This window comes from Hankyongella ginsenosidimutans (assembly GCF_005144965.1).
Taxonomy (GTDB): Bacteria; Pseudomonadota; Alphaproteobacteria; order Sphingomonadales; family Sphingomonadaceae; genus Hankyongella; species Hankyongella ginsenosidimutans.
In genome coordinates this window covers 2216109-2235757 of the sequence record NZ_CP039704.1, presented here as the reverse complement: position 1 = coordinate 2235757, position 19649 = coordinate 2216109, and the positions used below count along the sequence as shown (strand labels likewise).

22 protein-coding genes, 1 tRNA gene and 7 pseudogenes are annotated in these 19649 nt (G+C 62.8%); 12 read left to right on the top strand and 18 right to left on the bottom strand.

Annotated features, from left to right (window positions below):
* Positions 1 to 11: 11 nt before the first annotated feature.
* The 12 genes and pseudogenes from rpsC to rpsL form a co-directional block, all read right to left on the bottom strand.
* Positions 12 to 723 (bottom strand): annotated as a pseudogene (rpsC, locus tag E6W36_RS13160) (30S ribosomal protein S3).
* The gene (rplV, locus tag E6W36_RS13155) at positions 723 to 1103 is read right to left on the bottom strand and encodes a 50S ribosomal protein L22 (protein ID WP_222872881.1); all 381 of its coding nucleotides are present in this window, start codon (positions 1101 to 1103) and stop codon (positions 723 to 725) included. Before rplV ends, rpsC begins: the two are co-directional and overlap by 1 nt.
* A 1-nt stretch (position 1104) precedes the next feature.
* Positions 1105 to 1385, bottom strand: a pseudogene (gene rpsS / locus E6W36_RS13150) (30S ribosomal protein S19).
* A 3-nt stretch (positions 1386 to 1388) separates the two neighbouring features.
* The gene (gene rplB / locus E6W36_RS13145) at positions 1389 to 2222 is read right to left on the bottom strand and encodes a 50S ribosomal protein L2 (protein WP_222872880.1); all 834 of its coding nucleotides are present in this window, start codon (positions 2220 to 2222) and stop codon (positions 1389 to 1391) included.
* 18 nt (positions 2223 to 2240) lie between these two features.
* Complete coding sequence (locus E6W36_RS13140; RefSeq protein WP_222872879.1) at positions 2241 to 2543, bottom strand: 50S ribosomal protein L23; 303 nt, start codon at positions 2541 to 2543, stop codon at positions 2241 to 2243.
* Positions 2536 to 3155, bottom strand: a pseudogene (rplD, locus tag E6W36_RS13135) (50S ribosomal protein L4). Before rplD ends, E6W36_RS13140 begins: the two are co-directional and overlap by 8 nt.
* 2 nt (positions 3156 to 3157) lie before the next feature.
* Positions 3158 to 3912 (bottom strand): annotated as a pseudogene (gene rplC / locus E6W36_RS13130) (50S ribosomal protein L3).
* 231 nt (positions 3913 to 4143) lie between these two features.
* Positions 4144 to 4458, bottom strand: coding sequence for a 30S ribosomal protein S10 (gene rpsJ, locus E6W36_RS13125; RefSeq protein ID WP_222872878.1), 315 nt, complete (start codon positions 4456 to 4458; stop codon positions 4144 to 4146).
* Positions 4459 to 4666: 208 nt separating this feature from the next.
* Complete coding sequence (gene tuf / locus E6W36_RS13120) at positions 4667 to 5857, bottom strand: elongation factor Tu (protein WP_222872877.1); 1191 nt, start codon at positions 5855 to 5857, stop codon at positions 4667 to 4669.
* Positions 5858 to 5916: 59 nt separating this feature from the next.
* Positions 5917 to 7987 (bottom strand): annotated as a pseudogene (gene fusA, locus E6W36_RS13115) (elongation factor G).
* A 26-nt stretch (positions 7988 to 8013) separates the two neighbouring features.
* Positions 8014 to 8484, bottom strand: a complete 471-nt coding sequence (rpsG, locus tag E6W36_RS13110; protein WP_222872876.1) for a 30S ribosomal protein S7 — start codon at positions 8482 to 8484, stop codon at positions 8014 to 8016.
* Between the two features lie 27 nt (positions 8485 to 8511).
* Complete coding sequence (gene rpsL, locus E6W36_RS13105; protein WP_222872875.1) at positions 8512 to 8883, bottom strand: 30S ribosomal protein S12; 372 nt, start codon at positions 8881 to 8883, stop codon at positions 8512 to 8514.
* A 781-nt stretch (positions 8884 to 9664) separates the two neighbouring features.
* Between rpsL and E6W36_RS13100 the strand changes: the two genes are divergently transcribed.
* The 4 genes and pseudogenes from E6W36_RS13100 to E6W36_RS20895 all read left to right on the top strand — a co-directional run bounded on the left by E6W36_RS13100 (position 9665) and on the right by E6W36_RS20895 (position 11367).
* On the top strand, positions 9665 to 9916 hold the full coding sequence (locus E6W36_RS13100; protein ID WP_222872874.1) for a hypothetical protein: 252 nt from the start codon (positions 9665 to 9667) through the stop codon (positions 9914 to 9916).
* A pseudogene (locus E6W36_RS23995) lies at positions 9913 to 9987 on the top strand (hypothetical protein); the annotation flags it as partial. The gene E6W36_RS13100 and the pseudogene E6W36_RS23995, both read left to right, overlap by 4 nt.
* 154 nt (positions 9988 to 10141) lie before the next feature.
* On the top strand, positions 10142 to 10885 hold the full coding sequence (locus E6W36_RS13095) for a sensor histidine kinase (protein ID WP_281277337.1): 744 nt from the start codon (positions 10142 to 10144) through the stop codon (positions 10883 to 10885).
* A complete protein-coding gene (locus E6W36_RS20895) occupies positions 10885 to 11367 on the top strand; it encodes an ATP-binding response regulator (RefSeq protein ID WP_222872872.1) in 483 nt (160 codons plus the stop codon). The genes E6W36_RS13095 and E6W36_RS20895 overlap by 1 nt, the downstream gene beginning before the upstream one ends.
* Positions 11368 to 11417: 50 nt before the next feature.
* On the opposite strand, the pseudogene cobS reads toward E6W36_RS20895, so the two are convergent.
* Together cobS and E6W36_RS22275 are read right to left on the bottom strand one after the other, a co-directional pair.
* A pseudogene (gene cobS, locus E6W36_RS13085) lies at positions 11418 to 12421 on the bottom strand (cobaltochelatase subunit CobS).
* A 42-nt stretch (positions 12422 to 12463) separates the two neighbouring features.
* Positions 12464 to 12577, bottom strand: a complete 114-nt coding sequence (locus E6W36_RS22275) for a hypothetical protein (protein ID WP_342776677.1) — start codon at positions 12575 to 12577, stop codon at positions 12464 to 12466.
* A 566-nt stretch (positions 12578 to 13143) separates the two neighbouring features.
* On the opposite strand from E6W36_RS22275, the gene E6W36_RS13075 reads away from it, so the two are divergent.
* The 7 genes from E6W36_RS13075 (at position 13144) to E6W36_RS13050 (ending at position 16497) form a co-directional block, all read left to right on the top strand.
* Positions 13144 to 13413, top strand: coding sequence for a BolA family protein (locus tag E6W36_RS13075; RefSeq protein WP_222872871.1), 270 nt, complete (start codon positions 13144 to 13146; stop codon positions 13411 to 13413).
* Between the two features lie 35 nt (positions 13414 to 13448).
* Positions 13449 to 13931 (top strand): hypothetical protein, encoded by a 483-nt coding sequence (locus E6W36_RS13070; protein ID WP_222872870.1) that lies wholly within the window; start codon positions 13449 to 13451, stop codon positions 13929 to 13931.
* Complete coding sequence (locus E6W36_RS13065; RefSeq protein WP_222872869.1) at positions 13928 to 14110, top strand: hypothetical protein; 183 nt, start codon at positions 13928 to 13930, stop codon at positions 14108 to 14110. Before E6W36_RS13070 ends, E6W36_RS13065 begins: the two co-directional genes overlap by 4 nt.
* Positions 14111 to 14175: 65 nt before the next feature.
* A complete protein-coding gene (hpnA, locus tag E6W36_RS13060; RefSeq protein WP_246047711.1) occupies positions 14176 to 15132 on the top strand; it encodes a hopanoid-associated sugar epimerase in 957 nt (318 codons plus the stop codon).
* A 263-nt stretch (positions 15133 to 15395) separates the two neighbouring features.
* Entirely contained in the window at positions 15396 to 16232 is an 837-nt protein-coding gene (locus E6W36_RS13055) for an RNA polymerase factor sigma-32 (RefSeq protein ID WP_222872868.1), read from the top strand.
* A complete protein-coding gene (locus E6W36_RS23605) occupies positions 16175 to 16309 on the top strand; it encodes a sigma factor-like helix-turn-helix DNA-binding protein (RefSeq protein WP_425459639.1) in 135 nt (44 codons plus the stop codon). Before E6W36_RS13055 ends, E6W36_RS23605 begins: the two co-directional genes overlap by 58 nt.
* Before the next feature lie 112 nt (positions 16310 to 16421).
* Positions 16422 to 16497, top strand: a tRNA-Thr gene (locus tag E6W36_RS13050).
* Positions 16498 to 17284: 787 nt separating this feature from the next.
* Here the strand turns inward: E6W36_RS13050 and E6W36_RS13045 are convergent.
* Positions 17285 to 18097, bottom strand: coding sequence for an autotransporter outer membrane beta-barrel domain-containing protein (locus E6W36_RS13045; protein WP_281277550.1), 813 nt, complete (start codon positions 18095 to 18097; stop codon positions 17285 to 17287).
* Between E6W36_RS13045 and E6W36_RS19350 the strand changes: the two genes are divergently transcribed.
* A complete protein-coding gene (locus E6W36_RS19350; RefSeq protein ID WP_246048420.1) occupies positions 17998 to 18210 on the top strand; it encodes a hypothetical protein in 213 nt (70 codons plus the stop codon). The two genes, E6W36_RS13045 and E6W36_RS19350, sit on opposite strands and share 100 nt — an antisense overlap.
* On the opposite strand, the gene E6W36_RS13040 is transcribed toward E6W36_RS19350, so the two are convergent.
* Genes E6W36_RS13040 through E6W36_RS13030 form a run of 3 tightly spaced genes read right to left on the bottom strand, consistent with a single transcriptional unit; the run spans position 18185 to position 19444 of the window.
* On the bottom strand, positions 18185 to 18472 hold the full coding sequence (locus tag E6W36_RS13040) for a hypothetical protein (RefSeq protein WP_222872866.1): 288 nt from the start codon (positions 18470 to 18472) through the stop codon (positions 18185 to 18187). The two genes, E6W36_RS19350 and E6W36_RS13040, sit on opposite strands and share 26 nt — an antisense overlap.
* Positions 18473 to 18474: 2 nt before the next feature.
* Positions 18475 to 18945, bottom strand: coding sequence for a hypothetical protein (locus E6W36_RS13035; RefSeq protein ID WP_222872865.1), 471 nt, complete (start codon positions 18943 to 18945; stop codon positions 18475 to 18477).
* 4 nt (positions 18946 to 18949) lie between these two features.
* Positions 18950 to 19444, bottom strand: coding sequence for a hypothetical protein (locus E6W36_RS13030; protein ID WP_222872864.1), 495 nt, complete (start codon positions 19442 to 19444; stop codon positions 18950 to 18952).
* Positions 19445 to 19649: the final 205 nt, after the last annotated feature.

Genomic DNA, 19649 nt, shown 5'->3' with positions numbered 1-19649 from the left:
GTCTGTTCGCCTTACCTGTCGCGGCCCGGGCGACCGCCGGAGCCGCCGCCGGAGGTTTGCGCTTCCAGCATCAGCCGGTCCTGGGACAGCGGATCGTGGCCGAGGATCTCACCCTTGAAGATCCAGACCTTGATGCCGCAGACGCCATAAGCGGTATGTGCCTGGCCTTCCGCGTAATCGATGTTGGCGCGCAGGGTGTGCAGCGGCACACGGCCTTCGCGATACCACTCGGTGCGTGCGATCTCCGCGCCGCCCAGACGGCCGGCGCAGGTGATCTTGATGCCGCCGGCGCCAGACGCAGGGCCGACTGCACGGCGCGCTTCATGGCGCGACGGAATGCGATCCGGCGCTCAAGCTGGTCGGCGATCGACTGCGCGACCAGTTGGGCATCGATTTCCGGCTTGCGGATTTCGACGATGTTCAGCGACACTTCCGACTTGGTGAGCGCCTGGATCTGCTTGCGCAGTTTGTCGATGTCCGCGCCCTTCTTGCCGATGATGACGCCCGGGCGCGCGCAGTAGATGGCGACGCGGCACAGCTTGGCCGGGCGCTCGATCACGACCTTGAGATCGCGGCCTGCGGCACTTCCTTCAGGACGAAGCGGCGGATCTTCAGGTCTTCGTGCAGCAGACGGCCGTATTCCTCGCGGCTGGCGAACCAACGGCTGTCCCAGGTGCGGTTGATCTGCAGACGCAGCCCGATCGGTGACGTTTTCTGGCCCATCAGGCTTGCTCCTCGACTTCGCGCACGACGATGCGAATGCGGCTGAACGGCTTGACGATCGGCGCCGAGCGGCCACGGCCGCGGGTCATGAAGCGGCGCATGCTCATTGATTTGCCGACGCTGGCTTCCTTGACGACCAGGGCGTCGACATCGAGCTGGTGATTGTTTTCGGCGTTGGCGATGGCGCTCTGAAGCACCTTCTTGACGTCAACGGCCATGGCGCGCTTCGAGAAGGTCAGCACGTTCAATGCATCCTGCGCGCTGCGGCCGCGGATCAGGCCGGCGACAAGATTCAGCTTGCGCGGGCTGCCGCGAACCATGGTGTTCACGGCCAGCGCTTCTTTCTCGTCAACGCGACGGGGAGCTTTCGGCTTGCTCATGTTAGCCCCTCTTCGCTTTCTTGTCGGCAGCGTGGCCGGGGAAGTTGCGGGTCGGTGCAAACTCGCCGAGCTTGTGACCCACCATTTCCTCGTTCACGAAGACCGGGATGAACTTCTTGCCGTTGTAGACGTTGAAGGTCAGGCCGACGAAATCCGGCAGGATCGTCGAACGGCGCGACCAGGTCTTGATCGGCGTGCGGGCAGCACCAGCGCTGTGCGCGGCTTCCGCCTTTTCAGCAAATACAGGTCCACGAACGGACCCTTCCAAACCGAACGCGCCATGGCTTACTTCTTCCTCGCGTGACGGCTGCGGACAATGAACTTGTCGGTCGCCTTGTTATGCCGGGTCTTCGCGCCCTTGGTCGGCTTGCCCCACGGGGTCACCGGGTGGCGGCCACCGGACGTGCGGCCTTCACCGCCGCCGTGCGGGTGGTCGACCGGGTTCTTGGCGACGCCGCGCACCAGCGGACGCACGCCCAGCCAGCGGTTGCGGCCGGCCTTGGCCAGATGCTGGTTCGCGAAGTCCGGGTTGGAAACCGCACCGACCGAAGCCATGCAGTCGCCGCGCACCAGGCGCTGCTCGCCCGACATCAGGCGCACGATCACCATGCCCTTGTCGCGGCCGGCGATCTGCGCGAACGCGCCAGCCGAACGCGCAATCTGCGCACCCTTGCCGGGCTTCAGCTCGATGTTGTGGGCGATGGTGCCAACCGGCATGTTGCCGATTTCCATGGCGTTGCCCGGCTTCACATCGACCTTGCGGCCGGCGATCACGGTGTCGCCGACGCTCAGGCGCTGCGGCGCGATGATGTAGCTCACCTGGCCGTCCGGGTACTTGATGAGCGCGATGAACGCCGTGCGGTTGGGGTCATACTCCAGCCGCTCGACGGTCGCCGGCTCGTCCCAGCGGCGCCGCTTGAAATCGATGATCCGGTAGCTGCGCTTGTGACCGCCGCCGATGGTGCGGTTGGTCGCGTGGCCCTTGTTGTTGCGGCCGCCGGTCTTGTTGAGGCCTTCGGTCAAGGTCTTGACCGGCTTGCCCTTCCACAGCGACGAGCGATCGACGAGGACAAGGCCACGCCGCGCGGTGCTGGTCGGTTTGTATGTCTTGAGTGCCATGTGTGACTCCCGCCAGCCTTACTTCAGTTCCGGCGCCGTCAGGTCGATCTGCCCTTCGGACAGCGTGACGATCGCTTTCTTGAAATCCGAACGCCGGTACGGCGCACCCTTCCAGCGCTTGGTCTTGCCCTTGGCGACGATCGTATTGACCGCCTTGACCTTCACGCCCTTGAACAGCGCCTCGACCGCAGCCTTGACGTCGTCCTTGCTGGCGTCGAGCGCCACCTTGAACACATACTGGCCGAACTCGGTGACCATGGTCGACTTCTCGGTGATGACCGGCGACAGGATCACATCGTAATGCTTGAGTGCGTTAGCCATGGAAGCGCGCCTCCAGCTGTTCGATCGCCGAGCGGGTCAACACCAGGGTCTCGTGGTTGAGGATGTCATAGACGTTGGCGCCGATCGCCGGCAGCGCGTCGATCTTCGGCAGGTTGGCGCAGGCCAGGCGGAACCCGGTATCGACGGTCGCGCCATCGATGAACAGGCCGCTGCGAATGCCGAGCTTGGTCAGACGCTCCGCCAGCACCTTCGTCTTGGCGTCGGACAGGGACAGCGTGTCGACCACGATCAGCTTGCCTTCCGCCTGCTTGGCGGACAGCGCCGTCTTGAGGCCGAGCGCGCGGATCTTCTTGTTCAGGCCCTGCTCGAAGGTGCGGGCGCGCGGACCATGCGCCTTGCCGCCCTTGCGGAACTGCGGCGCGGCGCGGTTGCCGTGACGAGCGCCGCCGGTGCCCTTCTGCTTGTACATCTTCTTGCCGGTCAGGCTGACGTCGCTGCGCTCGCGGCGCGCGCCGGAGCACGACGGTTGGCAAGCTGCCAGGTGATGACGCGGTGCAGGATATCCTTGCGGACTTCCAGGCCGAAGATCTCGTCCTTCAGGTCGATCTCGCCCGCCGACGCCGCATCCAGGGTTTTGACTTCGATTTTCATGGTTATTCTCCAGCGTCTTCGGTTGCCGGAGCCTCGACAGCCACGTCGGCCGCCGGCTGCGCGTCGCTGACCACCCCAGCGTCGACCATGCGAATGGCCGCCGGATACGGCGCGCCGGTCGGTGCCGCCATCTTCACGGCGTCCTTGACCATCAGCCAGCCGCCCTTGGCACCCGGAACCGAGCCGCGCACGAAGATCAGGCCGCGCTCGGCGTCGGTGCGCACGATCTCGAGGTTCTGCTGGGTGCGTTGACGGTCGCCCATGTGGCCGGCCATCTTCTTGTTCTTGAAGGTCTTGCCCGGATCCTGGCGGTTACCGGTCGAACCGTGCGAGCGGTGGCTGACCGACACACCGTGAGTCGCGCGCAGACCGCCGAAGTTCCAGCGCTTCATCGCACCGGCAAAGCCCTTGCCGACGGTGACGCCCGTCACGTCGACATACTGACCCGCCAGGAAGTGCTCGGCCGACAGCACAGCGCCGACATCGACGAGGCCGTCCGCATTCACGCGGAATTCGGCAACCGCCTTCTTCGGCTCCACTTCCGCCTTGGCGAAGTGGCCGCGCTGCGGCTTGGCGACGTTCTTGACCTTGGCGGCCCCGGCACCGAGCTGCACAGCCGTGTAGCCGTCGCGCTCCATGGTACGGTGGGCAACGACCTGGCAGCCGTCGAGCGACAGCACCGTCACGGGCACGTGGCGGCCGTCCTCCTGGAACAGGCGGGTCATGCCCACCTTTTCGCAATAACACCTGTGCGCATGGCGCACTCACTCCTGTCAGAGGCTCGGGGAAAAAGACCGTTATTGCAGCGTAGCGAAGCTGCCGGCGGTCGATCGCCTGTCCGAGCTTGACCCCGCGCCAGGATGGCGGCGGATGGTCACACACCGGGATCATCCCCGGCAGTTTGACGGCCAGCTCCGGATCGGAACAGGCCTCAAGCCCACTTAAAACGCGCGTGAATCGCGGAAGCCGCGCTTATGTCAGAAGCGGGTTAGGCTTGCAACTTAATTTCGATGTCCACGCCCGCCGCCAGATCAAGTTTCATCAGGGCGTCCACCGTCTGCGGTGTCGGGTCCACGATGTCGAGCAGGCGCTTGAAGGTGCGCACCTCGAACTGCTCGCGGCTCTTCTTGTCGACGTGCGGGCTGCGGTTGACCGTGAAGCGCTCGATGCGGGTCGGCAGCGGGATCGGCCCGCGCACCAGCGCACCCGTCCGCTTGGCGGTCATGGCGATCTCGTTGGTCGCCTGATCAAGCACCCGGTGGTCGAACGCCTTCAGGCGAATGCGGATATTCTGCGTTTCCATGTCACGTCTGCCTTTGTCTCGCACGCCCGGCGGTCCTTCCGCGGGCGACATCACTTCACAAAACACGACGCCCTCGCGCGGGCGCGAGGGCGTTGACCCGAGGTTGCACAGCGGTCCCTGACGGATCAGCAGGGGCGCGCCATGGCGCGAAAGCCGCGCCGTTCAGAGCAAGGCCCGGGGAGTAAGGCTCCCGGGCCGTATAAGCGGTTTACTTGATGATTTCGGCCACCACGCCGGCGCCGACCGTGCGGCCGCCTTCGCGGATGGCGAAGCGCAGACCCTGGTCCATCGCGATCGGCGCAATCAGCTCGACGGTTAGCGCCACGTTGTCGCCCGGCATCACCATTTCGGTGCCGTCCGGCAGGCTGACCATGCCGGTCACGTCCGTGGTGCGGAAGTAGAACTGCGGGCGGTAGTTGGCGAAGAACGGCGTGTGACGGCCACCCTCGTCCTTCGACAGCACGTAGACTTCGGCCTTGAACTTGGTGTGCGGCTTGATGCTGCCCGGCTTGCAGAGAACCTGGCCGCGCTCCACGTCATCACGACCGACACCGCGCAGCAGGGCGCCGATGTTGTCGCCGGCCTGACCCTGATCCAGCAGCTTGCGGAACATTTCGACGCCGGTCACCGTCGTCTTGACGGTGTCCTTGATGCCGACGATCTCGACTTCTTCACCAACCTTGATAATGCCGGTCTCGACACGGCCGGTCACAACGGTGCCGCGGCCCGAGATCGAAAACACGTCTTCGATCGGCATGAGGAAGGTCTTGTCCAGCGGACGCTCCGGCTGCGGGATGTAGGCATCGACTTCCGCCATCAGCTTCAGCACGGCGTCGCGGCCGATTTCCGGGCGCTTGTCTTCCAGCGCGCACACAGCCGAACCCTTGACGATGGGAATGTCGTCGCCCGGGAAATCGTACTTGGCCAGCAGTTCGCGAATTTCCAGCTCGACCAGCTCCAGCAGCTCTTCGTCTTCTGCCAGGTCGACCTTGTTCATAAACACAACCAGGGCCGGCACGCCGACCTGGCGGGCGAGCAGGATGTGCTCGCGGGTCTGCGGCATCGGGCCGTCAGCAGCCGACACGACCAGGATCGCGCCATCCATCTGCGCGGCGCCGGTGATCATGTTCTTCACATAGTCGGCGTGGCCCGGGCAATCGACGTGGGCGTAGTGGCGATTGGTGGTTTCGTACTCGACGTGGCTGGTCGAGATCGTGATGCCGCGTGCCTTTTCTTCCGGCGCCTTGTCGATTTGATCGTACGCCGTGAAGGTTGCGCCGCCGGATTCCGCCAGGACCTTGGTGATCGCTGCCGTCAGCGACGTCTTACCGTGGTCAACGTGACCAATGGTGCCGATATTGCAGTGCGGCTTGGTCCGTTCGAATTTTGCCTTCGCCATTTTACTTCAACCTTTCCTCTTGGAAACCCGGCCAGCGCACGCTTGCCGCGCCGCTTCGTTTAAGCAAACTTTGCCTTGACTTCGTCCGCCACGTTCGACGGCACTTCTTCGTAGTGGCTGAACAGCATCGAGTACTGCGCCCGACCCTGGGTAAAGCCACGAAGCTGGTTCACATAGCCGAACATGTTGGCCAGGGGAACCAGGGCGATGATGACCTGCGCGTTGCCGCGGGTGTCGGTGCCCTGAATCTGGCCGCGACGGCTGTTCAGATCGCCGATCACGTCGCCCATGAATTCTTCCGGCGTCACGACCTCGACCTTCATCATCGGCTCGAGCAGCTTGATGCCGGCCTTCTCGGCTACTTCGCGCATCGCGCCGCGGCCGGTAATTTCGAACGCCAGGGCGCTCGAGTCGACGTCGTGGGTCGCGCCGTCGATCAGGCGGACCGAGAAATCGATGATCGGGAAGCCGATGAGCGCGCCGGATGCGGCGACTTCACGGATGCCCTTCTCGATCGGCGGAATGAATTCCTTCGGAATGACGCCACCCTTGATCTCGTCCTGAACTGGATGCCCGAACCCAGCTCACCCGGCTCGACCACGATCTTGACGCGACCGAACTGACCGGTGCCACCCGACTGCTTCTTGTGAGTGTAGTCGACTTCGACCTTCTTCTTCAGGCTCTCGCGGTACGCCACCTGCGGCGCGCCGACATTGGCCTCGACCTTGAACTCGCGCCGCATGCGGTCAACGATGATTTCCAGGTGAAGTTCGCCCATGCCCTTGATGATGGTCTGACCGGATTCGACGTCCGAGGTCACGCGGAACGACGGGTCTTCCTGCGCCAGGCGGTTGAGCGCCAGGCCCATCTTTTCCTGGTCGGCCTTGGTCTTCGGCTCGACGGCCACTTCGATGACCGGCTCGGGGAATTCCATGCGCTCAAGGATGATCGGCTTCAGGTTCGCGCACAGCGTATCCCCGGTGAAGGTTTCCTTCAGGCCGGCGATCGCGACGATGTCGCCCGCGCGCGCTTCCTTGATGTCTTCCCGGCTGTTGGCATGCATCAGCAGCATGCGGCCGATCTTTTCCTTCTTGTCCTTGGTCGAGTTGGTGACCGTGGTCGCCGACTCGAGAATGCCGGAATAAAGGCGGACGAAGGTGAGCGAGCCGACGAACGGGTCGTTCATGATCTTGAAGGCGAGACCGGAGAACGGCTCGTCGTCGCTGGCCAGGCGCTCGCTTTCATCGCCGTTGGGCAGAACGCCCTTCATCGGCGGAATGTCGAGCGGGCTCGGCAGGTAGTCGACAACGGCGTCGAGCATCGGCTGCACGCCCTTGTTCTTGAACGCCGAACCGCACAGCACCGGCACGAAGGCGAAATCGATCGTGCCACGACGGATCAGCTTCTTGATCGTGTCGATGTCCGGCTCGTTGCCTTCCAGGTAAGCTTCCATGATCGCCTCGTCCTGCTCGACGATGATCTCGATCATTTCCTGGCGGGCGGCGGCTGCCTTGTCCTTCAGCTCAGCCGGAATATCCTGGTATTCGAACTTGGCGCCGAGCGACTCTTCCAGCCACACGATGGCGCGGTTGTTCACCACGTCGATGATGCCCTTGAAGTCGCTTTCCGCGCCGATCGGCAGGCCGATCAGCACCGGACGCGCGCCCAGGCGATCCTTGATCATCTGCACGGTGCGCTCGAAGTTGGCACCCATGCGGTCCATCTTGTTGATGAAGCACATGCGCGGCACGCGGTACTTGTCGGCCTGACGCCACACGGTCTCGGACTGCGGCTCGACGCCGGCAACCGAGTCGAACACGGCGACCGCGCCGTCGAGCACGCGCAGCGAGCGCTCGACTTCAATGGTGAAGTCCACGTGACCCGGGGTGTCGATGATGTTGATGCGGTGGTCGTTCCAGAAGCAGGTGGTCGCCGCCGAGGTAATGGTGATCCCCGCTCCTGCTCCTGCTCCATCCAGTCCATGGTGGCGGCGCCGTCATGGACTTCGCCGATCTTGTGGCTCTTGCCCGTATAATAAAGGATGCGCTCGGTCGTCGTGGTCTTGCCGGCATCGATGTGCGCCATGATGCCGATGTTGCGGTAGCGCTCAAGCGGGGTGGTACGGGCCATAAGATAACTCCGGGCGGTGTAAGAAATTACCAGCGATAGTGCGAGAAGGCGCGGTTGGCTTCCGCCATCCGATGGGTGTCCTCGCGCTTCTTGACCGCTGTACCGCGATTGTTCGACGCGTCAATCAGTTCCGCCGAGAGGCGGGCCGACATGGTGTTTTCCGAGCGGTTGCGCGCCGCCTGGATGATCCAGCGGATCGCCAGCGCCTGGGCGCGGTCCGCCCGCACTTCCACCGGCACCTGATAGGTGGCGCCACCAACCCGGCGCGAGCGCACTTCGATCCCCGGGCGCACGTTGTCGAGCGCAGCGTGGAAAATCGGCAGCGGCTCGCGACGCAGCTTGCCCTCGATGCTTTCGAGCGCACCGTAGACGATGGCTTCCGCCACCGAGCGCTTGCCGTCGAGCATGACGACATTCATGAACCGGGTCAGAACCTGATCGCCAAAGCGCGGATCAGGAAGGACTTCACGGCGTTCAGGGCGACGACGACGCGCCATACTGCTTATTCTCCTCGGTTAAACCGCTTACTTCGGCCGCTTGGTGCCGTACTTGGACCGGCTCTGCTTGCGATTCTTGACGCCTTGCGTGTCGAGCACGCCGCGCAGCACGTGGTAGCGAACGCCCGGCAAATCCTTCACGCGGCCGCCGCGGATCAGCACCACCGAGTGCTCCTGCAGGTTATGGCCTTCGCCGGGGATGTAGCCGATGACTTCGAAGCCGTTGGTCAGACGCACCTTGGCGACCTTGCGCAGCGCCGAGTTCGGCTTCTTCGGGGTCGTGGTGTAGACGCGCGTGCACACACCACGCTTCTGCGGGCAAGCCTCCATGGCCGGCACCTTGTTGCGGGCCTTTTGCGGCGCGCGGCCGTGGCGGACCAACTGGTTAATCGTAGGCATTCGCAGTCGACCTTCTCGTTTCGCCGCGCCATCTCGAGCGAGGCTTTATACACCGCCGCACGCCAAGCCTCACCGGGGCGGCATACGACTCGGAGCGTTCAAAATACAAAACGCCGGACGGACCCATACTTCGAGCCCGCCAACAGGCCAAAACCAGTAAAATCAGCGCTTTGCCGTTACGCAAAAGCGCACGCCCTAGCCAACCGCCGGGGAGCGCTCCACGAACGTGCGCGGGCTTATATTGACAGGGGCCGGGCCGTCAACGGGATTTTCTACGGCTTCCGCGCTGCGACGCGACGGTGGCCTTCCCGTGAGCCCCTGCGCCGGCTCGTGGCGTGGATTTGACATTTGAGTGCCGGGTGCAGGCAGGTTGGCATTCAAATGCCGGAATCGGACCTGTGTAGCCCGAATCTGAATTCCGTTACAGTCAACATCGCGCCCAGTTGGGTTTCAGATTCGAGAAGGACGCTAATAAGCCATTGTTTCTCGTGTTGTTTTAGAATCAATGCGCGCGCGGCCGCCCGTCTTCATCGGGTGGCGAACTTCGATTCCACAACACGAGGCCAGAAAATCAGCCTAAGGCGCTCATACTTGCTTGAAATTAACCAAATACAGATTTAGGTTGTGTATGCGTTACCTTTAAGAATTCGCCGCACAACGTCAAATGAGCGGCAAAACCCTATCTTCAGTGTCTGTGTTCCTAGTCTGGAGGGCTTTTCAGGCGGACGCCATGTCCGTCCAAAGAAAAACGTCAACCGATCAAAATCCTGGGAGAGCGCCAATGTGGACAACCGTTCAGCTATCGGCCGCCGGAATTCTGGATTTTCTTGGTTCGCCGGGCCTACTTCCCCATGGTGCCTGTTTCCTGTGGCGCGAAGAACTACTCTGGACGCATGTCGTAGCGGACGCGGCGATCGCCCTCGCCTATTTCAGCATTCCGTTCGCCATCTACAAAGTTGCCACGACTCGTAAGGACTGGGAATTCAGGCCTGTTTTTACTGCTTCAGCCTGTTCATCCTGCTGTGCGGCATGACCCACGTCATGAGCATCATCGTCAATTGGGCACCCTATTATGGCATCGAAGCGATCATCAAGACGGCGACGGCCATTGTCTCCACGGCGACCGCGTTGCTGCTCTGGCCACTTTTGCCGAAGATCGTTGCGCTGCCAAGCCAGGCCCTCCTGCGGTCCGTGAACGCCAGCCTGCAGCAGGAGGTGGCGCAGCGCCGAATGGCTGAGGAGGAACTGCGCACCCTCAATGACAGCCTTGAGTCTCGTGTCGCCGAACGGACCAGCCTGTTGCAGCGGGCCAACGACGAGCTGGGGCAGAGGTCGAGCGACGCGCGCAGACAGAGGCGGAGCTTGCAAAAGCAAACGACGCAGCCCAGGCAGCCAATCGCGCCAAAGTGCATTCCTTGCCACCATGGGGCACGAGATTCGCACGCCGCTGAATGCCATCCTCGGGATTGCGCAGGCGATCGCACTGGAGACCAGCAGCCGCACCGTTCGTGAAAAATGCGCGGTTATCGAGGAAAGCGGGCAAACCCTGCAGAATATCCTGCAGGATCTCATGAACTACTCCAAGATTGAAGCCGGACATATTCGCATCGAGCCGAAAGCGTTCGCGTTGGATGACTTCGCCACCCAACAGGCGGCGCTGTGGCAGGTGCAGGCCGCCAACAAGGGGCTCTCTATTGTCACGGAGCGGCATTACCCGGCGGATGTGCAATTGAGCGCCGATTCCCTTCGGCTGTCCCAGGTGATCAGCAATCTCCTGTCGAACGCCGTGAAATTCAGCCTCAAGGGTGAGATCCGGCTGATTTTCACTCTGGATGAGCCAAAGAACGGCAGCGCCAACCTGACCGTCACGGTGCGCGATCAAGGGATCGGCATTGAGGATTATCTGCAGCCCATGCTGTTCCAGCCGTTCGCGCAGCTAACACTCGATCGCTCCCTCCAGTTCGGGGAACCGGCCTGGGGCTGGCTCTGTCGCAGCGACTGATGCAGCTTATGAACGGCACCTTGAGCGTCGAGAGCACTTACGGCATCGGCAGCGCCTTCACACTGAAGATGCCCGTCACGATCGCAAGCGAGGCGGCTGCGAGCAAAAATCCGCTGGAGAGTGCGGACATCCGCGTGGCGGTCCCCAAGCTGCGCGTGCTCTCCGTCGATGACAACCCGACCAACCAGATGGTCATGAACGTGCTGCTCAAGGCACTCGGCCAGGATGTCGTGCTTGCCGGCTCCGGAGAAGATGCGATCCGCTTGTTGCAGCAGGAACGGTTCGATCTGGTCCTGCTTGATCTGCGCATGCCCAAGATCGACGGCTTCGACGTCATCGCCTTCGTGCAGGAAGGCCAAACCCCAATACCGAGACGCCGATTTACGCCGTCTCTGCGAACAGCCGGTTCGAGATCGACCGCGACCTCAATTCAGCGGGCTTTGCCGGCTATGTCGGCAAACCGATCAACATCGAGCGGCTAGGCCTGGTGCTGGCCGCCGGCAACCGGTCGCGTGCGGTGTGACGCAGGGTTTCAGGCGCGCGCCGCCGCCGCTCTGTGCGCCCGGCTGACGATCGATTCGGGCAGGTCTTCCCCAAAGCAGCGCTGGAAATATTCCGCCACCAGGCCGCGTTCCGCCTCATCGCATTTGTTGAGGAAGGAAACCCGGAACGCAAAGCCGATATTGCCGAAAATCTGTGCATTCTGCGCCCAGGTGATCACGGTCCGCGGGCTCATGACCGTGGATATGTCGCCAGCCTTGAAGCCCTGGCGTGTCAGATCCGCGACGCGCACCATGGCCGCCACCGTCTTGCGGCCAGCGTCGGTATCGTAGGTTGGGCACTTCGCCAGCACGATGCCGCATTCGGTCTCATGCGGGAGATAGTTGAGCGTGACGACCAGGTTCCAGCGATCCATCTGCCCCTGATTGATCTGCTGGGTGCCGTGATAGAGGCCCGTCGTATCGCCAAGCCCGACCGTGTTCGAGGTGGCGAAGAGCCGGAACCAGGGTTGGGCCGGATCACGCGGCTCTGATCGAGCAGGGTCAACCGCCCCTCCACTTCCAGCACCCGCTGGATCACGAACATCACATCCGGGCGTCCGGCGTCATATTCATCGAACACCAGCGCTGTCGGGCTCTGCAATGCCCAGGGAAGAATGCCCTCGCGAAACTCCGTCACCTGCTGCCCTTCGCGCAGGACGATCGCATCCTTGCCGACCAGGTCGATCCTGCTGATGTGGCTGTCGAGGTTGATCCGCAGGCACGGCCAGTTGAGGCGCGCTGCAACCTGCTCGATGTGGGTCGACTTTCCCGTGCCGTGATAGCCCTGGATCATCACCCGGCGATTGTAGGTGAAGCCGGCGAGGACAGCGAGCGTCGTATCCGGATCGAACACATAGGCTTCATCGCGTTCCGGCACATGCTCGCTGGTGGCGGAGAACGCCGGCACCTGCCAGTCGACGTCAACCCCGAAGACATCGCGGGCGCTCACCGTCATATCCGGCGTGGAGATGGCGCTTGCGGCAGGTGCGGTCATGGAACGTCCTTCGGAGATAGATCGCGCAGTTCGGATGCTGCGTTACAGAAAGGCAGGCGATTTCGCCAGATGCGTATAGGCATCGATGACGCGACGCAACGCCGCTTCGTGCCTGCGGTCGCCGCCATGGGCGTCCGGGTGCAGTTTGCGGACCAAATCCTTGTAGCGTAGCTTTATATCCTTGAGCGTCGCGTCCGCAGTCAGGCCAAGGATGCGCAGGCTCGCCCGATCTTCCGGGCTGAGCGGCTTGCCCGCCGCCCCGGGTGTTCGGCGTATCGCGCGCCAAACCCGCGCTGTCCGGCAAAAATCTCCATCGGATCATCGATATGCATGGCGCTGGCATTGTGGGCGAACGGGCGGGTGCCGCGCTCCCAGCCCGGGTGGCCCCGGCGCGCGGCCTGCGCCGCCCCGGCTCCAGCCCTTCGAAATAATTATAGCCGGCATTGAAGTCACGGACATGCTCAAGGCAATACCAGCGATAGCCATCGCGCTCCGGGGTTGCGGATTTCGGGGCGCGGAACTCTCCGGCCTGGGTGCAGCCCGGCCATTCGCAGGTGCCCGGCTGCGCGGACCGGGCGCGGCCGTGGAACCGTTCCGGCTTACGTTTCGGCGGGGATCGGACGAGCTGTTCACGAGGGCCTCTGGACGCAGCACATGTGGCTGCCATAAGGGAATTGCAATGCGCAATCCTCTTCATGGGCGCGCGCCGGGGGCTATCGCACATGGGACCAGTCGCAACGGAAATCGAACGCAGGCTGTGCGAGGCCCTGGACCCTGTGCATCTCGAAATCCAGGACGACAGCGCGCATCATGCCGGACACGGCGGTTATCGTGAAGGCGTGGAGACCCACCTGCAGGTCACAGTGGTCTCAGCGGCGTTCGCGTCCCTCAGCCGCCTGGACCGGCAGCGCCGGGTGCTCGACCTGCTCGCGGATTTGATGGGCAATCCGATCCACGCCCTGTCGATCGACGCCCGTCCGCCGCAGGCTTGACGAAAATATTTCCCATGCCCTGCGCCGCTGTTATTGTGTGGCCGGAAACAGAAAAAGGATGGGGTATGATGACCCTCTTTTCCGAGATGGCCTCGTGGTGGCTGCGCGCAGCTGCGATGCAGATGCAGTATTGGCAGAGCGCTTCCGACAAATGGCAGGAAACGGTAGGCAAGATGACCGGAATGATGCCCAAGGTCGACCCGCGCGACAGCGCGCCCACGCTGTTCCCCAAGAGATTTTTCAGGCCCTGGATGCCGGCATGGATGAAGGGCACCGACGCGGACACCCCGGTCGGCGCCTGGCCGATGCCGGTTCACGATACGCAGGACGAGCCGCCCGCTGCCCCGCAGGTCGCGGTGAAACCGGAGCGCCAGCGACGCCAAACGCGCCAGCCAAGGCGAAGGCCGCCGCCCCGTCTGGGCCGAACGCGGCGGTTAAGCCCACGGCGGCGCCAGACTCCGGCATCCCGCCCCTGCTGGACACGGCGCCCGCGAAACCCGACGATCTTCTCCAGTTGAAAGGCGTCGGCCCGAAGATTTTAAAACTTCTGAACGATCTCGGCATCTATACCTTCGCGCAGATCGCGGCCTGGACCCCGGCGCAGATCGCCTGGATCGAGGGCAAGCTCGACTTCAAAGGGCGCGTGACGCGGGAAAACTGGGTCGACCAGGCCAAAACGCTCAGCGGCCAAGCATAACACGGTTGCCGGCGTGGCCTGCCCTCGCCTGCCCCGCCACGGGATAGAAGGATAAACGCCTCGTCATGGTTACGCTCGTTACCGGCGGTACCGGATTTGTCGGCTCGAGCGTGGTTCGACAGCTGCTCGAGCGTGGGGAGAGCGTCCGCGCCCTGGTCCGCCCGAATTCCGACCGCCGCAATCTTCAAGGCCTGGATGTCGAACTGTTCGAGGCCGACCTGAACGACCATCCCAGCCTGCGCGCCGCCTCGAGCGGCGTCAGCAGCGTCTATCATGTCGCGGCGGACTATCGGCTTTGGGTTCGCGACGCGCAGGCGATGCATCGCACCAACGTCGAGGGCACGGTCAACCTGATCCGCGCCGCCTGCGACGCCGGCGCGCGCCGCATCGTCTACACCAGTAGTGTTGCGACCCTTGGCATTCCCAAGGATGGCAGCTTGGGCGACGAGACGACGCCGGTCTGCTTCCAGGACATGATGGGCCCCTACAAGCAGTCGAAGTATCTGGCCGAGGAAGCGGTGCGGACACTGATAGGCCAGGAGGGCGCGCCGGTCATCATCGTCAATCCCTCGACGCCGATCGGCCCCAGGGACATCAAGCCGACACCTACGGGCCGCATGGTGCTGGACGCCGCGCGCGGGCGCATTCCCGCGTTCGTCGACACCGGGCTTAACCTCGTCCATGTCGACGACGTCGCCGCCGGCCACCTGCTGGCGCACGACCGTGGCGAAATCGGGCAGCGCTATATCCTGGGCGGCGAGAACCTCAGCCTGCGGGAAATTTTCAGCGTCATCGCGCAGCTCTGCCGCCGTCAGCCGCCTGGCCTGCAATTGCCTGCCATGGCGGTGCTGCCGATCGCCATTGCGATGGAGTGTCTGGCCGCCCTCACCGGCAAGCCGCCGCTCACCACGGTCGACGGGGTGCGGTTGGCGCGCAAGAAGATGTTCTTCTGCCACAAGCATGCCGAAGATAAGCTGGGTTACCGCCCCGGCCGGCCGTTCAGGGCGTACGCGACGCCTTGACCTGGTTTCAAACCGCCGGCCTGCTGGCGCATGGCGAACTCTGATCGCTTTTTCGATAGAGTTGAGTTGCGAATTTCATGACTGTCGAACGATCGATTGACCGCTTTCCTGCGTACATTGGCCACGAGACCATGATCGTTTCAGATTGAATCGATCTGAAACGATCATGGTCTAATTCTTTGAAACGAGCCTGATTCACGGCATCGGTTGATGCTACCTCGCCTCAACCTCAACCGATCAGGCTCTGGGTACAGGAGGTGCGCATGGGCCAGGCGCGCAGACCATTCGATGCGGACATCGCCGATCTCGCACGCGCGGCAACCCGTGCCCCCATGCTGGAAAGCACCCATGAATGGGATCTGGCGCGACGCTGGCGCAACGATCGTGACGAAAAGGCCCTGGCCACGCTCATCCGCTCCTATCTGCGTTTGGTAATCGCGATGGCGGCGCGCTTTCGCGCCTACAACCTGCCAATGGCGGACCTGGTGCAGGAAGGTTGCATCGGCTTGATGGAAGCAGCCGCACGTTTTGATCCCGACCGCGCGCTGCGCTTTTCCACCTATGCGTCCTGGTGGGTGCGCGCCTCCATGCAGGATTACGTGCTGCGCAACTGGTCGATCGTGCGCACCGGCACCACGGCGGCGCAAAAGAGCCTGTTCTTCAACCTGCGGCGCATGCGCGCGCGGATCGCCGGCGATACCGGCCTTGAAAACGAAGGGCCAATGTCCACGGTGATGCGCTCCCGGATTGCTGAGCAACTGGGCGTTCGGCCGCGCGACGTCGAGGCCATGGAGGCTCGGCTGTCCGGCGGCGACCGGTCGCTCAACGCGCCGATGACAGAAGACGGCGAAGGAAGCTGGCAGGATTTTCTCGCCGCAGACGATCCGCAACCGGATGAAGCGGTCGAGACCGAGCATGATGACGCCGTGCGCGTCGCCGTTCTGCAGGATGCAATGACGCGGCTCACCGCCCGCGAACGCACGATCCTTGAAAGCCGCATGCTGCGTGACGACAGTCTTACGCTTGCAGCTCTGGGGACCGCATGGGAATATCCAAGGAGCGGGTACGCCAATTGGAGGCGCAGGCGCTCGCCAAGCTGAGACACAGCATCGTCCAGCAGGTGGGCTGCCCGGTGCAGGCAGGCCTCATCAGCAGCGTTTCCCCGCTCAGCGGTTGATTTCCCCTCAACGCAGCGTCATAGCTGCTGGCGATCTAGACCATTCTAGACCTTGAGCGCTTCAGATTGAACCAGTCTGCAATTGCAATCACGGTCTGATGAATTGAAAAGAGCCGGATTAGCTCAGCTGGTAGAGCAACCGCCTTGTAAGCGGTAGGTCGTTGGTTCAAGTCCGACATCCGGCACCATCTGTTTTGCTTTTCAATATCAAAAGATAGCCCGTTTATATGGTTCTGTGATTGGGCCGAGCCGAGTAACTGCTTTGCGGCCAGGATTTGCGGCTGTCCGGCATGAGGATCGCGCCGATGACTTCTGACGCCTCCCGGGAAAGCTTGACCAAACGGGCGATATCCTTGTTGGTGCGGCGGACTTGCCGACACTCATCGTTCGCACGACCAGCGGCACTGCTCACGCCACCACCGAGTCGCACCGTCCGCAATGGGATCATCGCACCTGTCACCAAGATACAGATGAATATGGTCCAGGCTATAGACCTTGGCAGTATGAGCCTGCAGTTTCCCAACCCCCACCCGCATCAAGACAAGAATCCACCAGGTTCTCTTTCTGAAGAAGCCACCCGCAGACCGCTCCAAGTACAAACGCGACGATCACAGTTGCGATCCACAGCAGTTTTTCACTGCAATTTCTCCGTCAACGCTCTTCTCGCACCGAGGTCGGAGGGAGGCACAGGATTCTCTGCATATCCTTTCCGCCCCCGAGGCTTGATTGGTTCAACACGGGATTGTCCAGCATAGCGACCAGCGTCGAGCCGCGCTTGATATTGGGTGCCCCGGATTTCCGGTTCCAGACACTAGAAAGGTAGCGCGATCATCCCGCTCAAACCGTGGCGTGCGGCATCGGTGCGCAACTGACCCTGATACCCGAGTTCCAGGATGACCGGCCCGAAGCGTCCGGCAACTCCGGCGGCCACTATGCCTTGAGTTGTTCCCACGCGATCGACGGGTGCGGCAAAAGCTAATGTGCTGCCTTCCAATTGCCCCTGCAAACGCACTTTGATCGTGTCGAGCGATTGCTCCAGCTTGGCATCGGCAAAACATGCATGCTGCTGGTTGGGCTGCCGGGCCGCCACTGGGTGCGCAAACCGGCTGTAAAGTAGGTGGCGTTCAGGCGGTCCGCACGGATGGTCGCCGGACCAATCAGACCGCCGCTGTCGGTGAAGTTCGGCAATTTGGTCGCTGCATAGCGCAGGCCCAGCCTTGGGAGCCACTGCCAAGACCCGCTGGCCAGCGGCAGGCCCACACCAAAATCTGCAAACCAGCTTTGCGTATCAGGCTTGCCACGCCGCTCGCCAACCCCGCGAACAAACTCCCGTGCCTTGCCGTCCTGGTATCCGACCAGCGCATCGATCACCACCCGGGCGACGGTAATGCGCCCGAAGCCGCTGACGCTGACGGTGCTCATCGTGCCATCGGTGTCCGTGCTGCCAGGCGCACGCAAACTGGCATCCATATAGCCAGCAGCAATACCCGCTTCGCCCAAATGACCGAGCGTCAAGCTGAAGCCGCCGGCCACGCCCGATACGTCGGTCTGACGCGCATTGCCGCTGCTTCCCCACAGGCCGATACCCCGCGCCCAGACCTGGCCGCACGCTTTCCCTCTGCCGTATCCGTCGACGAGACCGGGCGCTGTGCAACCGCGTTGGTGAACAGCTGCGCTGCATCCAGTGCATGGACCTGGAAATCGCCAAACGGGGCAGGATCGGCTTCGGACAAGCTCGCGGCCACCAGTTGCGGGTTCTGCCGCGCCGCTTGCAGGGCGTCGAACCAGGCGGGTCGAACGGCTTGTCGCTGAATCTCGTCCAGACTTCGGGCGATCGACTGCTCGATCCGGGTTTGCTCGAGGGTTTGACAAAACTCAGCGCGCGGAGCGCCACCGTGTAAGCCTTACGGTCAGCGCGAAAGCCGCCCTCAAGCCCAAAACTGCGCCTAAGTCGGGAACCTGCAGCTGCGGTGTCCCCGCCAGTGCAACGTCCGACAGCAGCAGGTCCCATTCGGTGTCGACACGGTACAGCGTATCCGGAGTCAACGTAACCTCAAGGGTGCCGTTGATCGTACCGCCTTGCGTAATGTAGAGCGCGCCGTTGTTCGTCGGGGTTAGGGTGACGGCCAATATGCCGCCAGCCTCCATATCAAATTGATCCACGCTCAGCAGGTTCGTGCCCAAGTCCACGCGCCCTGACCCCTGAGCGCGCGCACGCTGCTGCCTGACGCAGCGGTCAACTGCGTGCCGGGCGACAGCCGAAACTGCGTCTCGTAGCGGCCGGCCTCGATCAATTGCAGCCGGGTTTGCCCATCCGCCACGACGTCAGCGACGGCAAAGCGTGGAAAGTATGGCACCGGCACCGTGCTGTCATTAACCAGACGCAGCTGCCCGCCGCCGGCAATAGTCCCGATAAAGTCGAAACCATTACCGAACCCTGCAACGCGCAATTCGGACCCCGCCTCTACCCGCAGCCGCGCCGAAGTCCCGCCGGTGAGCAGTCGCAAGGATTGGTTCGCCGCCACGATCAACTGGCCGCCGTCGCGGATCTCGGCAATACTCTGGGCCGGCAAGGCACCGACTGCACCAGCGGTCAATTGCCCCGCGATGATCGTGGGCCCTGCATAACTGTTCATCTGATCAAAACGACATCGGCTCCCGCCGCGATCGAGACGGTCTGGCCCAGGGGCGTTCCATCGGGGCGGCACCACCGATGAGCCGGGTTGTCACCCGCGTTTGCCCGCCATTGCTCATGAAGGTGAGGTTATCCACCTGCACAGTTCCGCTGCCGGTCAGGTTGCGGACCGGTCCATTCAAGATCGCGCCTGCCCCAGCAGCGACCTCCACATCGAGGGGCGTACCGCCCTGACTGAAATTAATAAATTGTGTCGAGATATTAAATAAATGTACCAAGCCTTCGCGCACCACGAGTTGGCCTGTGAACGGCACTGCATCCTCGCCCTCGATCAACGTCAGGCGGAGCGCCCCAAGGCCTTCCTTCACAATACGCCCGGTGCCGCTACCGGCAATCTGCAGTCGGCTTGCGGCCTCATCATAAGCAATGCCGGGGCTGTCCAAGACCAAGTCGCCGGTGATGCGATAGTCGTCTACGATAATCGAGCGGTCGAGGGTCAATCGCACAGCCCCTGTCGGATATCCAGCCGGTAGGTGTCGAGGTCGGTATCGATGCGCTGCTCGCCCGGCCCGGTCTTGCGCACTTCAAACGCCACCAAGGGCGACGTCACTGACCCCGCGCCGTCGAGGACGATCGTATCCCGGTCGGCGAGGGATTGAGGGTTTCTGCGCGATAAAATAGGGAAGACAGGAAGGTTAACATCGA